This is a genomic window from Paenibacillus sp. 4624 (genome assembly GCF_050435065.1).
Lineage (GTDB): Bacteria > Bacillota > Bacilli > Paenibacillales > Paenibacillaceae > Paenibacillus > Paenibacillus amylolyticus_D.
In genome coordinates this window covers 80,097-97,164 of record NZ_JBNDJR010000016.1, presented here as the reverse complement: position 1 = coordinate 97,164, position 17,068 = coordinate 80,097, and the positions used below count along the sequence as shown (strand labels likewise).

General features: G+C 41.8%; 9 protein-coding genes. 5 read left to right on the top strand and 4 right to left on the bottom strand.

Translation table 11 applies throughout. From position 1 onward, the window contains the following. Positions 1–4 precede the first annotated feature (4 nt). Positions 5–5,608, top strand: a complete 5,604-nt coding sequence (locus ABIE27_RS27555; protein ID WP_429352032.1) for an amino acid adenylation domain-containing protein — start codon at positions 5–7, stop codon at positions 5,606–5,608. Between the two features lie 25 nt (positions 5,609–5,633). After that, positions 5,634–6,005, top strand: coding sequence for a hypothetical protein (locus ABIE27_RS27550; protein ID WP_123064602.1), 372 nt, complete (start codon positions 5,634–5,636; stop codon positions 6,003–6,005). 135 nt (positions 6,006–6,140) lie between these two features. On the opposite strand, the gene ABIE27_RS27545 is transcribed toward ABIE27_RS27550, so the two are convergent. From ABIE27_RS27545 to ABIE27_RS27535, 3 genes are all read right to left on the bottom strand, one after another. Beyond that, positions 6,141–7,721, bottom strand: coding sequence for an oleate hydratase (locus ABIE27_RS27545; RefSeq protein WP_429352029.1), 1,581 nt, complete (start codon positions 7,719–7,721; stop codon positions 6,141–6,143). A 408-nt stretch (positions 7,722–8,129) separates the two neighbouring features. Next, the gene (locus tag ABIE27_RS27540) at positions 8,130–8,702 is read right to left on the bottom strand and encodes a TetR-like C-terminal domain-containing protein (RefSeq protein WP_123064600.1); all 573 of its coding nucleotides are present in this window, start codon (positions 8,700–8,702) and stop codon (positions 8,130–8,132) included. A gap of 694 nt (positions 8,703–9,396) precedes the next feature. Further along, entirely contained in the window at positions 9,397–10,755 is a 1,359-nt protein-coding gene (locus ABIE27_RS27535; RefSeq protein ID WP_429352028.1) for a dipeptidase, read from the bottom strand. Positions 10,756–11,002: 247 nt separating this feature from the next. On the opposite strand from ABIE27_RS27535, the gene ABIE27_RS27530 reads away from it, so the two are divergent. The 3 genes from ABIE27_RS27530 to ABIE27_RS27520 all read left to right on the top strand — a co-directional run bounded on the left by ABIE27_RS27530 (position 11,003) and on the right by ABIE27_RS27520 (position 15,871). Next, positions 11,003–11,203 (top strand): hypothetical protein, encoded by a 201-nt coding sequence (locus ABIE27_RS27530; RefSeq protein WP_429352027.1) that lies wholly within the window; start codon positions 11,003–11,005, stop codon positions 11,201–11,203. A gap of 860 nt (positions 11,204–12,063) precedes the next feature. After that, a complete protein-coding gene (locus tag ABIE27_RS27525; RefSeq protein WP_161556923.1) occupies positions 12,064–13,689 on the top strand; it encodes a WG repeat-containing protein in 1,626 nt (541 codons plus the stop codon). A gap of 172 nt (positions 13,690–13,861) precedes the next feature. Then, positions 13,862–15,871: a hypothetical protein gene (locus ABIE27_RS27520; RefSeq protein ID WP_429352026.1), complete on the top strand. Its 2,010-nt coding sequence runs from the start codon at positions 13,862–13,864 to the stop codon at positions 15,869–15,871. Positions 15,872–16,157: 286 nt separating this feature from the next. On the opposite strand, the gene ABIE27_RS27515 is transcribed toward ABIE27_RS27520, so the two are convergent. Then, complete coding sequence (locus tag ABIE27_RS27515) at positions 16,158–17,033, bottom strand: DUF72 domain-containing protein (protein ID WP_123064596.1); 876 nt, start codon at positions 17,031–17,033, stop codon at positions 16,158–16,160. Positions 17,034–17,068 lie beyond the last annotated feature (35 nt).

Below are 17,068 nucleotides of genomic sequence, written 5' to 3'. Positions count from 1 at the left end.
CACCATGATGCAGGCTACCCCGTCAACATGGCAGTTGTTACTCGCATCTGGATGGGAAGGAAGCCCGGAATTAAAGATTCTGTGCGGCGGGGAGAGCTGGTCGAGAGAGTTGGCTGGTCAATTACAGGCCCGAAGCAAGGAGCTTTGGAATATGTACGGGCCTACCGAGACAACCATTTGGTCGGCAATTCACCATGTCCGAGAACAGGAAGGAAGGATTCCTATTGGGCGCCCGATTGCCAATACCCAGATGTATGTGCTGGATCGCGGTAAGGAACCGGTGCCCATTGGTGTAGCTGGTGAGCTCTATATCGGCGGAGAAGGTGTAGCGAATGGATACTGGAACCGGGGAGAACTAACGGAAGAGAAATTTGTAGACAATGTGTTTACGGGAAAGGGCAAGATGTATGGAACGGGCGATTTGGCCAGGTACAATGCGGAAGGTATTTTGGAATGTTTGGGGCGGATAGATCAGCAAGTGAAAATTAGAGGTTACCGGATTGAATTATCTGAAATTGAACACCAGCTGCTGCAACATGAAGCCATTGAAAATACGGTTGTAGTCTCGGTGCAAGTAGGTGAAGAAGCGCAGCTAGCCGCGTACCTTGTACTCCAGCCGGGCATGTCTTGGCCTGGGCATCAGGCAATACGGCAACATTTGCAACAAACCCTACCTGAATACATGGTGCCTGTATTGTATAGGGAAATCGAGAAATTACCGTTAACACCTAACGGGAAAATAGATCGCAAATTGCTAATGTTACAAGAAGTTCAGATAGAAGATTCAGATAGTAAAGTAATGCCTAGAAATACAGTTGAACAAATGCTCGCAGATATCTGGAAAGAAACTCTTAATCTTCAATCCGTCGGAGTGTATGATAATTTTTTTGAACTAGGGGGTCACTCTTTAGCGGCAACTAAAATGATGGTGCGTATCAATAGAATCATTCAAGGTGATTTGTCCTTGAGTGTAATCTTCAATGGGCCAACCATTGATGAAATGGCTCATTTTATTCATACTTTAGGTATTAAACCATTGGCCGAACCTGCAATTGAGACAACTTCAAAGCGAGAAAGAATAAAGCCGTCATTTGCACAAGATAGGGTGCTCTTTTTGGATCAACTACTTGAAGAGAGATACGTGTATAACGTGCCTTTTTTTATGGAGCTGGAGGGTGAACTGAATCCGCTTATTTTTGAAGAAAGCATACTTGAAATTGTGAAAAGGCATGAAGTTCTCCGTTCCGCTTTTAGTTATAATGCAGGATTCTCAGAGGTTCAAGTTCTTGAAGCTGAAATTTCGTATAAGTACCATGATTTTACAAGGTTTTCAGAGCAGCAAAAGGTTACTCAGACCGATACACTTCTTCAAGAGCTGATTTGTATGGAGTTTATATTGAATCATCCGCCTTTGTTTCATGTTTCATTAATTCGTCTAGAGAGAAAGAAATATATAATGGGTCTTGTGTTCCATCATATCATTAGTGATGATTGGTCCATTGAGTTGTTTATGAAAGAATTCTCCATGTTTTATGAAAATAAAGTGTTAAATAGAAAGAATGAAATGACTCCACTTACTATTCAATACGGAGATTATGCACTCTGGGAACAATTGCCGGTGCAATCTAAACAAATGAATGAGCATTTGGAGTATTGGAAGAAAAAGCTGAATCAGGATTGGTCTGCTCTCGCTTTACCTTCCGATCGTAAGCTTGTGAAGAAAGCATCACATAAGGGAAATGTATTTAACTTTGTTATACCTAAAAATATAACCGCAAGACTCCTGAGCCTTGGCGAGGAAAATAACAGCACAATGTACATGGTTTTACTCACGTTGTTTCAAATTTTGTGCTATAAATATTCTGGTCAATCTAAGTTTCTAATTGGATCACCTGTTAGTAACCGAAATCGAATTGAAACTGAACATGTTATAGGTTTTTTTGTGAATACGGTTATTATTTCTGCTGATGTAGGGGGAGATCCGACATTCAAGCGGCTTCTACAGGATGTACGTCAAACGGTATTGGAAGCTTTTGAACATCAAGTTCCATTGGATAAGTTAGTGGAAGTCCTGAAACAAGATCATTCCAGAGGGGATCATTCTTTAATCCAAGCAATGTTTCAAGTTGCCCCAGAAATCAGACTATCCATCGAAGGGATAGATATGCAAGAAAAATCAGTCGGGATAAATACATCCAAGTTTGATATTAGTTTAAATATGAAGATCAGTCATGAAAGTTTATATGGACAAATCAATTATCGAACAGACTTATTTAGCGAAGAGTGGATAGGCCAATTCAGCAAACATTTTCAGAAATTAATCATAAATGCCGTTGAAAACCCTGAGATTCAGATTAGTCAGTTACAACTTCTTGGTCCTGATGAGTTAAAAACAATCGCCATTCAAGCTGATGTTGAAGGAGCACACTTGGCAGGAGCGCATGTTATAGATTTATTTGAAAAACAGGTTCGTGAAACCCCTCAACATATCGCAGTAACTTATGAATTGGAAAAGATAACGTATGAACAATTAAACCAACGCGCAAATCAAATCGCACACTTTTTAATAGAGGAACAGGCAAGCAAAAAGATAGACATTGTAGGTATTTGTATAGAAAGATCGATCGATATGATTACTGTATTACTAGGAGTTTTAAAGGCAGGGATAGCTTATTTGCCCCTCGATCCGGCGATTCCTAAGCAAAGATTGCAATATCAACTTCAAGATTCGGGTGTCGAGTCTGTGTTCACTAGTGGATTCTCAGATGCATTTCTCTCGATAAAAGACGCTATACGAACAATAGATTTGGATAGCGAGTGGACTCAATCTCAATTGGGTCGTCAGCCTACAACGAATCCAGCGTGTCCTGTTGAGGGGACCGATCTAGTTTATTTGATATATACTTCAGGCTCCACAGGGTACCCTAAGGGAGTTATGGTGGAACATCGAAATCTTATGAATTACTTATCCGGTACGCAAAAATCCATTCGTTTAGAGGTGGGTTCTAGTTATGCGACAGTATCTACTCTTGCTGCTGATTTAGGGAATACGATGATATTTCATTCTTTAATTAGTGGGGGTGTGTTACATGTCATAAGCAAAGAAAGAGTGTCAGACCCTGAACAATTCGCAACCTATTTTCGTAATAATCCAGTAGATTGTTTGAAAATCGTCCCTTCACATTTGAATTTTCTATTGTCCGCTACTGAACCCAAAGATATTCTGCCTAAGCGGCGCATCGTCTTAGGGGGAGAAGCATTATTATGGGAGCAAGTGGACATCATATGGAGCTTACAACCGGAATGTGAGGTCATTAACCACTATGGTCCAACGGAAACGACAATTGGGGTGGCTACGCATACACTGAAGAAAAATATGCCTAGATACTCTTCTGCCGTTCCTTTAGGTTATCCCATAGCTAACACTGAATTCTATATATTAGACGAAGCGTTCCAACCTGTACCGAGAGGCGTTAGGGGCGAACTATATGTAGGAGGTCCTTCACTATCTCGCGGATATAGAAATCAAGATGAAATGACAGCTAAGAACTATGTTTCATTCCAGCATCATCTTCATAATAGTAAGCGGTTATACCGTACAGGAGATTGGATCAGGCAGCTCCCAGATTCTTCGGTGGAGTATTTAGGGCGGCAGGACGATCAGGTGAAAATTAGAGGTTATCGCATTGAAATACCTGAAATTGTATCGGCATATAAAAAACATCAACTTGTCCGTTCAATTGTTGTACAGATCGAGAACCATCAAACCCATGAATTAGTTGCTTATATTGTCTCTGACCATCCTGAATTATTGCAATTAGTTGAATTAAGGGATTATGGATTGCTTCATCTGCCTAATTACATGGTGCCTGCTAAATTTTATGTATTGGATGCTATTCCTCTCAACATGAATGGCAAGATAGATACATTTGCTCTAGCTAAGGCTCCAGGTATCAAAGAGCTTAAGCCACAGAGACAGAATGATAAATTCACAGAAGATGAACAAACAATCAGAAAAATATGGGCTGAAATCCTTCAATTACAGCCTGCTGAAATCGGACTCTATGACAATTTTTTTGTGTTGGGTGGACATTCTCTGTTAGCTACACAAGTCATAGCAAGCATTAGGAAGGAGTGGAGAAAGAATATTCCACTGTCTTTTATTTTTGAATATGCTACTATATTTGATTTGACGAAGAAGGTTGTGAGTACGGAGGCACCTACCATTGCTACATCTCTAGAGCAACTTGAGAAAGTTCAGACGAATGGAAAACTATCCTCTGCTCAACAAAGACTATGGTTTCTGGATCAATTGGAAGGCAACACTGCATTGTACAATGTCCCTAAGGTAATTCGGATCGAAGGCAATTTTCAGATGGATATTATGGCGAGAAGTCTAAAGAAAATTGTGAAACGTCATGAAATTTTACGTACAAGCTATGAAGAGGTGTATGGAGAACCTGTGCAAACGGTGCAAGAAGACAACGATTTACCGATCGTTGTATTGGATATGCGCAACAGAACAAATAGTATACAGTGTGGTTTAGATTATTTGAAAAATGAAGCCAAAGTTCCATTTCATTTGAAAGAGGATTCTTTAGTTCGTGCCTACATGATTCAGACCCAAGATTCCGAATTTCTGTTTATGTTAAACTTTCATCATATTGCTGTGGATGCCTGGTCACTCAGTATCATTTTTAAAGAAATTGAGTATTATTATGGCGAGCAGTTTAATGGTGGACAACGGGAGCGTCTCCTGGAACCTCTTCAATACGAGGAATTTGTAAAGTTAGAGCAGTATAAGTTAAATAACCAATATGTCAAAGAACAACTGAGGTATTGGAAAGATACATTAGAGGGCAGTAACGCTAATGTGACATTACCTACAGATCATGCGAGACCGGATAAGTTATCCACCCAAGGAGCTACGTATTATATTTCAGTTTCGAACCAATTGTACAATGAACTAATTCATTTCAGCCGATCCCAAGGTGTCAGTTTATTTACAACGACTTTATCTGCCTTTGGTGTGTTGATGTATACAATTACAGAGCAAGAAGAGATTTGTATAGGTACTCCTATAGCTAACCGGACGGATAAAGAAGTTGAGGGGATTGTGGGATTTTTCGTCAATACAATTGTCATTAAAATGGAGCTTTCTTCGAATCCATCTTTTATGCAACTCCTTAGACGTATTCAAGGAAGAACATTAGAAGCGTATGATTATGCTGATGTTTCTTTTGAACAATTAACCGAAATGTTGTTAGAAGAAAGAGATACAGCCTACTCTCCTTTCTTTCAGATGATGTTTGAAACAAGTAAAGAATTAATGTTAAATCTCCCTCACGTGGAATGCACATCTCAGCATCTAGATGCTGGTACGTCCAAATTTGATCTGAGTATCAATATAATTGAACAATCTAACAGCATGCTTATAGCACTGGAGTATAATACTGATTTGTACGATAATGAAACGATCTGTCTGTTCTCAGATAAATATATTCGGATTATGGAATCAATTATGGCGAATCCGAATCAAAGGTTAAAACAGTACAGTAGCACTGTGAATGCAATTTCAACAGAAGAACTGGATGATTTATGGAACTAGTATATGCATTGAAGGGTGTGGGAGTATGGAATGGAACGCTAGGTTCGGAGATGATCCATTTATTGCCGAACTGGCAGAGAAGCTACATGTGCATGGATATAAGGCTTTCTATGGCGAGCATTATAGTGAGAATGATATGGAGCGGTATCGCAAACAATTGTTTCCGATTTTCCAAAATGTCATGTGGGTTGAGGTGGATTCGAGCAAAAAGTATTTAATTGTAGATTATCGTGGGCGAAACACAGTGATTAAGCTCATTAATGGGATGCTGAATACTCGACGAACGCTTAAGGCTAATCAAGCGATGAATGGAATTAATAAGACGGAGACACAGCAAGAAATCACACAACTGACGCGGCTTGTACATTTACTACAGTTCGCGACATTTCGAACCTAAACACACCAAGCATATCAGATAAGTAAAATGTAGTATTAATCTTAAGCAGTCGATCCAATCTGGACCGACTGCTTTGTTGTGTATAATTATTTTATAGGAGTTGAACTTCATTTAACTTAACGTATTTTATTGTTCTTATCTGAACGAAGTCACGAAACTGCTGAACAGCGTGCGAACGTCGTATTGATATTGATGGATCGGCTCAACCGGACGGTTGATACCAAGTAAGGTATAGACGGCGATGCGTGCGGCGCGTACCGAATATTCCTCCGTGAACACCACATCATCTGGAATCTCGCAAAATTGACTGATAAATGCCAGATTTGTTGAACCTTCCGGCACGACTTGAGGGCGGTCACTGTTCAGCCTTGGCATGAATTGTGCGGTGATGTAAGGCATCATACAAGGGATACAATTGGCTGTAGCCATGATCTGCTCTTGATGCTCCTGGAAATGAAGATGGCCTATCAGTTCCTGCATAATTTCTTCACCCGTGCAATCACACATTCTTTTTTTCACATAGTCCCCTACGTTGTCAGGATATAAACCATAGCCCCAGAATACTTTGACGTGGTCAGGCTGATTCCGGAAATGCGGCTGGAAGGCCAACACTACAGACATGAACCAGCTCGAATCTTTGAATGTAACAAGGGCTCCAGTGCCTGCACGGTTGCGTGTGAATTTTTCCATCAGAGCAAAGAAAACGGAATCCTGAAAAGTGACGGTGAATGATTCCCATTTGGACTCGTCGACATGATCATTAAACGAAGAAGGGTTGCCCAGCATCGGTTTTTTCGCCGCAATGTTCTCCCACAGCTTCCAAGAGCTGCCCTTGCCGTTCAGTTTGGGAGCGGAAGTCATCGAACCCAGGTCAGCACCTTCGGTCATCGATCCATTCGTAACAATGACCAGATCACCCTCATGAATGTCGATCATTTTCTCGACACCGTTCCGCCGCACATGCATACTTGTAACCGTAATTCCGTCGCCCTCTTTGAAGTCCAAATCCGTAACAGTGCATTTCAGCGTGAAATCTACGCCGTACGGCTCCAAATATCGGTGCAGCGGCAGAATGATGGAGTCATATTGGTTGTAGGGCGTGCGTGTAACCCCTTCGAGCGTTTGAATTCGTGGAAACTCGTGAAAAAAGCGAAGCATATATCGTTTGAACTCCACCGCACTGTGCCAAGGCTGAAAGGCAAACGTCGTCGCCCACATGTACCAGAAGTTCGTTTGGAAAAAGTGGGGTGCAAACCAGTCGTTGATCCGCAATTTGCCCAGCGTCTCTTCAGGCGTAATGATGAGTTTGCCCATCGCCAGTCGGTCAGCCATATCAAAACCCATGGACAATACGTCTTCCACCTGACCATCGCGGTTAATTAACCGTGCATTGGAATGTGTGGGGTTAGCGTTGTCAAAGGCCGTAATTTCTTCTCTGACCGACATACCCGGATGTTCGATAGAAGGAATGGTCTCCAGCAGCTCCCACAGGTTTTCATATGCCTCATCATTGAGCATCCGTCCACCGCGAATGACGTAACCTTGTTCCGGATTACCTGCACCGTCATTACTGCCCCCGAGAATTGGCATTTCCTCAATGATGTGAATATTTTCGCCGGGGAAGTCACAGTCTCTGACCAAATAAGCCGCTCCCGCGAGGGATGCAATACCGCCGCCTACAAAATAAACCTGTTTAGAGCCATGTTCTTTTTTCACGATCAATCGCCTCCAAAAGATGGTGTGTTCTTCACATTTCCAATGTAAACCTGCATCGGGAAAGAAGGTATGATCAAAAGAAGACAGCTGTCTGTTTTTTAGTCACTTTTGGAAAAATGTCTAGTTTTAGGTCGGGAGATCGAGCGATGGCTTGATGCTAATCGTGTATACTTTATCCATATTAATAGGGCAATTTCTGAATTCCTGGTATAGGGTAATTCGCCCGATGATAGACGCGATCATAGAAAAACAAGCTGCACATCCTTAACGGGATGGCCGCTTGTTATTTGCCTTCTACGCCTTTTCAAATTTATTCGTTTCTGCTGGTATAATTTAATCGTACCTCTATTTTTGTTAATTTAACTTTTTTCTCTTATCTGCACGCTTATTCGTTCTTTTATTCTTTAATCAGTGCTGATACTTATGCTCATACTTATACAGTGCTCTGACTACATTTCCTTCAATCAGTTCGCTCAACTTGTCGATGATCTGTTTGGGTGGTTCTTTCATGTCATTCCGCATCCATTGGATAATGAGGCCCGTGAAAGCCAGCGTATAGAAATTGGCAATAAACTCTTTATCCTCTCCGCGAACCTTGACTCCGCAAGCCAGCTCATCAATGACACCCATAATCAGATCATGTGTCACTTGATAGAGATAACCATCCAGATGAGAACGTCCAAGGGATTCCAGTGTATTGCAGCAAAAGGCCTTATTATTTTCGATGTAACAGAAAATTTTGTAGAACCCTTCTGTCCAGGTATCATAACTGCGATATTCATGGATACTTTCCACCGCTTCCGTTTCGTAAATCCATCCAAGCAGGGCATAAATATCTTGAAAATGATAATAAAACGTTTGCCGGTTTACACCGCAGCCATCCACCAGATGTTTCACTGTAATTTTATTGAGAGGCATGTGTTCCATCAGGCATTTAAGTGAATGAGCCAGCGCGGTTTTGGTCAAATGGGAAGCAGACATTACCGTTCACCTCATCATTCAGATTGTGCTCATCATACGACGTTAGTTTACTACTGCAAATGTACATAAGAAGGCTAACACATTTTACCTAAATATGGTATTGGAATGATCACACACAGAAAAATAAAAAAACGATGACCGTTTAGGCCATCGTTTTGACGTTATTGCATTGTTAAAGCGAGAATAACAGCGATCAAAAGAACGATTCGCCCCCGGAACGAACACTCACACGTGCCCTGTTTTATTCTACACATCCCTGTAAAAGCTAGATTACGTTTTTAAAACGATTTATGGGAACGCGCATGACGTAGTGGAGGGGGCGAAATCGATTCTGAAGAAGCGAAGCGCTCGCCTTTATTACCGGATTTCTCCCTTCGGAAAGGGAAACAAAGAAATCTGGGAATAACAGCGATCGAAAGAAAACGATTCGCCCCCGGAACGAACACTCACACGTGCCCTGTTTTATTCTACACATCCCTGTAAAAGCTGGATTACGTTTTTAAAACGACTTATGGGAACGCGCATAACGTAGTGGAGGGGGCGAAATCGATTCTGAAGAAGCGAAGCGCTCGCCTTTATTCCCGGATTTCTCCCTTCGGAAAGGGAAACAAAGAAATCTGGGAATAACAGCGATCGAAAGAACGATTCGCCACCGGAACGTCTACACAAGCGCGCCCCACATCCGTTTTAATTGTTAAGCCAAGCTTTTCATAAATTCCACGACCGTCAGCAACCCTTTATCAAAGTTCTCCAGGTTAAAATGTTCGTTTGGTGCATGCAAATTCTCGTCTGGCAGACCAAAGCCCATCATTACGGCAGGAACGCCAAGCACGCGGGAAAGCTTCTCAACGATTGGAATGGAGCCGCCGTCCTTGGTGAATAGGGCACGCACGCCATATACTTTTTCGTAAGCGTCTGCGGCTTTTTGCAGGATCGGATCAGTCGGGTCGGTATTGAACGCAAAAGCCTTCTCAATTTGTTTGATCTGCAATGTCGCTCCTGGTTGGACGTGTGCACGCAGGTGAGCTTCGATGCTATCTAATACATGCTGCGGATCTTGGTCAGCGACAAGACGGCACGTGATTTTAGCGTGAGCTTCTTTCGGAATAACGGTTTTACTGCCCTCGCCCTGGAAACCGCCCCATACGCCGTTCAATTCGAGTGTTGGGCGGGCGCCGACACGTTCTACAAAGGAATACCCTTCCTCACCATACAATTGCTCCAGTCCGAGATCTTGACGAAGCTGTTCTTCATTGAAGCCTTGCTTCACGAATTCTTCTCTCATCTCTGGAGACAACGGCAGAACGCCATCATAGAATCCATCCACGCTCACGCGGCCTTGCTCATCGTGCAAAGATGCCAGCAGGGAGACGAGGGCATGAAGCGCATTCGGGACACCGCCGCCAAAGGAACCGGAGTGCAGGTCGGTATTGGCGGTGAACAGATCCACATGCATCGAGCACAGGCCGCGCAGGCCCGTGGAGATAGCAGGTTTTCCTTTTTCCAAAAGGGATGTATCCGAGATTAACACCATGTCTGCTCTCAGTTTGTCCGTATGATCGTTGAGATAGATTGGCAGGTTCGGACTGGAGATTTCCTCTTCGCCTTCGATGCAGAATTTCACGTTAATCGGCAACTCTTTATTTTCGGCAATCAGTGCTTCGACGGCTTTGATATGTATAAAAATTTGTCCTTTATCATCCGTTGCACCCCGGGCATACAGCTTCCCATCACGAATCGTTGGTTCGAAAGGTGGCGTCTCCCACAGGTTAAGCGGATCAACAGGTTGTACATCATAGTGTCCATAGATCAGGGCTGTTGGTTTGCCCGGTGCGTGCAGGTGGTCTGCATAAACAATGGGATGGCCAGCCGTTTGGATAATCTCGACATTTTCCATACCCGCACGTGTAAGTGCATCCGCTGCCCATTGTGCCGCACGTTGAATGTCTTCTTTATGCTCAGAAATGGCGGAAATACTTGGAATGGATAACCATTCGTTCAGTTCTGCCAGATGTTTATCCCGGTTTTGCTCAAAATATGCTTGTTCGTTCATTGAAAAAGGCCTCCTTCAAATCTGCTTTCAATCTATTGTAATCCATTTTGCCCTGTTAATAAAACATTGGTTAAAAAATGCTTCCTAAATGCTGGGTTCCCATAAAGGGGCAAATATGAGTTAGTGTCTGTCTCAGCATCTATTGAGATAAATTTATCCGAGTCTATGTCAGCTATGACTATACTTCATCAATTAGAAAAGTATGGTTGGACGTATAACGACCACAGAGGAGTAGCTTTTTTACCTGATGGATCAACGTAAGCTCACTGCAATAACATCCGAGCTTTTTATTTTACCTGATCCGTTGATGGAAATACGCAGTGTTTGGATATCTAAAGCTTTTAAAGAGAGCTATTCAAATGATGCTTTTAATCGAATTAGAACTGTTTATCCTGAGGTGCGAACCCCAAGCTCACAGTGCGGAATTACGGAACATTTTCGTTTGTGAGACGGTTTAAACGTTATTTTTCGCTGTCCACTCTACACGAGTACGTTGAGTTATTTACAAATATCTTGCTGTTATTTTTCAATGCAATGCTCTGTGATCTTATGTTCTGGTTCTAAATCAGATTTCGTGTAGTCCCATCAGTGGAAAAGCACCTGTTTTTGAAGTTACACACGATATGAACACCTAGTGGCATGCTGAGTTCACTAACATTTGAGAGGGAACGGGTACAATAGCGATCCTATAGTTAATCTTTTTAAAACCTTATTGCATCAGGGTTTGTGGCTTAACTGCGTTGAGAGTACATTATGGGTAAACGACGTACATAAGGGAGCATTGGATATGGGGAAAATGAAAAGGGAGTTGGTAATCAATGTAACCGTACTTCATTCATTTTAAGTGCATTGTACGGTTTTTTCGTTACCAATACAAACAATACAATAGTCTCGACCTCAGACAGCATAAGCGATCAGGGTGGATTCGTTGTGTTTGGGTTACTCTTTTTATGGATGTATTTGTTTCATCTCATCATTAGTTATCTAAATTTTGTAGTAGCAAAGATTGCAGGGATGGAACTACCAAAGAGGCTTCTAGCTTTTGAACTAGAACATCCCGTTCTGATTTTCTTTTTGTGAACAAAAGTGCTCTAACTTTTATGTTAGAGCGCTTTTATTATGTCAGTAGGGTATATTCGGAGAAGAATTCAACTGTCATTATGTACGCAACTCTTGATACATACTAGTGGAGCTTCAATATACATCGCAAAAATTAACTCCTTTGATCCATTAAGTTATTGATAGTTCTTTTTACTTATGTATTAATGAAAGAGTAAGAACAATACTTTTATATGGAGGAATATGGTGTTGCAGAAAAGACCAGCATATCAAAAATTCACTACAATTCTTGGCATTTCGTTCTTGGTACTTATTGCGTCAGTACTTATGTTGCCGAGGGTTGCGCTAGCAACAAATGAACCAGCTTATCATGAGTGGGACAAGCAACAGGAACATGTGGGATTAAGCCATCTGTGGTTTACTGATCGAGCTGCCAATGGACTCATCCCGGTTCGTCAAAACTGGAAGTGGGGTTTCATCAATTATCAGGGCAAATTTGTTATTAAGCCACAGTTTCAATTAGCAAGAGATGCGTTCAATCAGGGTGTAGCAGTCGTAAATAGAAATCAGTTAATAAATAATAAAGGTAAAGTGATATTTCAGGACAAAAGCATTGAATATATTAGCTGGTTTGATTATGGGCTGGCCATCGCTAAGAAAAATGGGAAGATTGGTTACCTGAATACTAAAGGCAAATTTGTTATTTCTCCTACATATGAAGAAGGAACAGGCTTTTACAATCAAGTCGCAATGGTAAAAAAGAATGGTAAGTGGGCATTAATCAATACCAAAGGGAAATTACTAACGACATTTAACATCGAAGAAATAGATTATAGAATAGATTATCGTAAATCAGGGGTATTTCCCGTAAAGATCGATGGACTGTGGGGGAGTATGAATTATAAGGGTCAGCTCGTGGTACCTGCAGAGTTCCAAAACAAAATTGAATTTAAAGGTAATACATTAGATTGGGGGCTCCGCCGCGATAACCATAGCGCTATTGTGAGGCAAGATGGATTAATTGTTTCGTTAAATGAATATTATTCCAAGTCAGGCGAGCCACAGAGTGGACTTTGGAAAATCCAACACAATGGCGAAGGCATCGTGGATGTATCCGGGCGTATGGTTGTAGAACCTCAAAGTGACCAAAAGGTTATCCTTTCAGGAGATGGAAGTTACGCGGTAAGAGATATGAAAGATGAAAGTTCCGGGTGGACTTTTTATAAAAAGGATCAAACCCTACTATTTGAGTCCAGTTATACAGATATGCAGGCTTTTTCAGAAGATCTGGCGGCTGTGAAAGTTAATCAAAAATGGGGATATGTTTCGAAGAATGGAGACATTAAAATACCCGCTCAGTACGAAGAGGCTAATCTGTTTCAAGCGGGAAGTGCGGTCATTCGTAAGAATGGTAAGTATGGATTGATCGGAACTCGTGGTGAGTCCATATTAGCTACGAAGTACGATGAAATGATTCCACTTATTGAGCGAACGAATTACATGAATAACCAGATTGAGAAATTGACCACAAATAATCCACTATACCGAGTAAAGTTAAATAAAAGCTATGGGATTGTAGATAGTCGAGGGAACATCGTGATGGATGTGAAATACGAAATGATTGATCTTGATCGTACCGACTATTATCACGATATTGATCCGATCGCAACAGTCCAATATGCATTAAAAGCTAAAGATGGTTCAATCTCGGCATCAATCAATATTAAAACGGGTAAACGGATATTCCCAGCATATTCCATGGTAAACTACCTTGGTGACGGAATGTACAGCGGGGTTCCGGTAGGGAAGAAGAGTCAGTATGTTATTTTCAATGCAAAAGGAAAAGAAGTATTCCGCTCAGGTTTTGAAGGTTAGATCTTTTCGTTACATCAGTGTTTTGGGATTATGAGCCGTAGTATAGTTACCATGTCATTGGCTTTCATATGATTCGTTGTATGGGAGCCAAGACAAGATACCATCTCAGAACCCGGTTGAATTGGTTTAGACACACAACGCATCAAAATGAACTTGGAAAGGGAACTACATAATGAAATCCATTACTCGATTATTTTTACCGTCGGTCTTACTGCTAATTATATCTCTACTCACCGTTTTTGAAGGTAATACGTATGCTTTAGGTGCGAATGAAGACATAACTAGCTCATCCACTGTTAAAAGTGGAACTGAAAAGATTAGAGATAGGTCGACCTACATGTTTGACCAAAAAAACAAGCAAGTTACGATCCGAACCAATCGAATCAGTTTCGTTACCGGGATGCAAAAGATCAACGAATACAACTTTACCGATCCTTCTTTGCTTCCATCGTACTACGAGTTTGATTCCACAAACGGTTTCAATCATCAAGATGGTGTAGTTGTGGATACACCTAAAGGAATCAAGGCTTACACCGTTGCAGTACAAAGTACCCTGAAGGGGAAAAATGGAGTAAACATCATCTACGAGTTTGACTATTCCAACCTTACGCTCAGAAAGATAAAAGAGATCCCGACTCAGAAAAGCGTACAGCTAGATGCCGTTCAGCTCGGATTGTACTCTGTAGAGTCCGACAAAGAGGGTGTTCAATACTACTCCTTGGAAAATAACAAGCAAGTGTTGTCAGGGGGGAAACTTATCACTTCCAAGGATGTGACTGACACCAACTATAGTCTTTCACCGGCTCCGGCCTCTCAGACATTTGGCGTCTACTGTCCTAAATACCAGTATACGAGCTGCTACAATATCGAATTTGGCGGAGTCAAAGGTAAAGCCGTTAAAGTCACTAAAAATAATGTGATCGAAGATGCAAGGCAAGCTTCTTCCAAAAGCTTCATGGCAGGAGGTACGAAAATAAAATGGAACCAGAGTAGTTTTCAGATGAACACTCCATATCAATGGAATGTGACTGCTACTCGAAATGGAAAAGCGGTATCTTTGTTTAATGGAAAGGCTTATGAGTTGGATACCTTTGTATCTCCAGGGGGAAAGTATTTAGTTATAAATGTAGATCCCTCGTATCATTTCAAACGGACACAAGCAAGTACGATATATGTTTATGATTTAAAAACGATGGTACAAGTTCAGAAATACAAATCTTCGTATAATACGAATGTCACAGGAATTCAATGGCTTTCAGATGATCTCTATATCATGGAATATTATTTTTCTAATCCTGGTGCGTATCCGCCATCTTTCTATTACATACCGGAAGGAAAACATTTTAAGATTGAGTACTCTCAATATCAAGATTGGGCAAACTATCTGGATTCCTTCACCTATGAGGATCTTTTCTTTTTGACACTACCCGTTGCGGTAACGTCTGGTGAAGGGGTTCTGCATTATGAAGGACAGCCCACGTTCTATATGAATGGACTCTATTACGTTCCGCTGAAGGAGTTTATGAATGCATTCCATGTCCAGTTGGAAGAGAAGGATAAGACCTACTTGTTTAAGCGTCTTGATCGGACAAGTAAGCTAGCCGTTAGCCAAAGTAAGAGACTGATTGTTAAAGGGAAAGTATTCCTTCCACTAGGACAATGGAATAAGGAGCTAGGATTAAAAGTTGCTCAAGTCGGTATGCATTCGATGAGTTATGAGATTCTAATTAGTGACGAATTAAGAAAAACTGAAGCAGCTATGAAGGAAGAAACACCTGAGTTTCAAGCCATTCTAAAACGTCTCAAGAAGTCTGAGGACGGATCTGGTGGATTTATTGCAACAGAGACATCATTTACTCAAAAAAACTCAGATCGTGCGAGTTTTAGAGGTGTCAAGGCTGTATTAAACCATAATCGTAGTTTGAGCTTCAGTTTCTCTCCATTTGATTCATACGGCGAGAACTTACAGATATACATCACTAGTAGAGACAGTAGTAAGGTTCTTATGGAGCTACCAGTTAAGGTTACAGGAAAGGAGTATACAACTGCTGCTTTACCAGAGCGTGTATTTGAAGAGGGAATATTGACTTTTGCATTTCCTGAGCCAGACAATGAAGTTGTAGAACATTCACATTTGGGTTTTACATTAAAACTCCCTGAGTTTAGTAAAAATAGGCTTTAGGAGTAGCCGAGAGTGGCCAATCGGGAGAGGGGATTTCGAGAATATACTCTTACTCCTATAGAAAACGACGAAAGCTCTTTTCAAGATAAGGTGCCTCAACAGAGGCACCTTTTTAGGTTATTTATTTTAAATATTTTGAGTTCTGATATGAACACTAACTGATTTAACTATAGGTGAGTCCAAATTTACTATCTTTCTCTTCTCGCTTTGGATTGTCAACATTAAATCAGACAACTTTTTTATGGGCTTCCTGGCGATACTGAACAGGCATCACATATCCCAGTGTCTAAAATAACTCCAGCTGCTCGGGGCCTTCTTCCTTCTCTGGCTCGGTGCGGTCGGGGAATGGTTTGATAGGCTGATCTAGCAGTTCCATCATCATCTGGGCGTTGGTTGCAGCATCTCCGGCAGAGTTATTGTTGAAAATAACAAACACATCCTCGCTCTGCTCCTGCAACTGTTCCAGATAAACTTTCCATTCCGACAGTTCCTGTTCGTTGTAACGGTACAGATAACGTGTCTCACGCCAGTTGGGTGCGCCGTTTTGCTGCCAGCCGGATACGTTGCGTCCATGCATGCGAACGAGTGTCATCCGGGAATCCGTTGCGATGGGCACAATGGGAATAGAGCCTGGCCCTGCCTGGGGTTCATCACAGACACTATGAATCCATCCTTGCTCTTTTAGAAAATAAAGCGTGCGCTCACGCATATTGCCTGCATACCAGCTTTGGTGACGAAACTCGATTGCGCATGGAATACCTTCCATACGGAGCTTCACTTCCCGTAGTTCATTGACATTGTCCCGGTTGCATTCAAACCAGGGTGGATATTGAAACAAGGCAGCCTGCATTTTACCTGCTTCGATCACAGGTTCAAGCGATTCACGAAAAGCTTTGTACATCTCGGACGTACTGGTAAAATACGGCTTGCCACGTAGATGTCCCGTCATTCCCTGATAGGCTTTCACGATAAATGAAAATGATTCAGGCGTTTCCGCAGCCCAGCGGGCCATACGGTCGCGAGGCTGCACAGCGTAGAAGGAACTGTCTACCTCCACCGTGGAGAAATATTGTCCGTACAGACGAAGCTTGTCCTTCGCTTGGGTACGGTTTGGATAGAGATCTTCTTGATCGCCCCATCCCGTAAGTCCGATACGAATCATAAGAACACCTCCTGTTGTATGTATTTAACCGATTC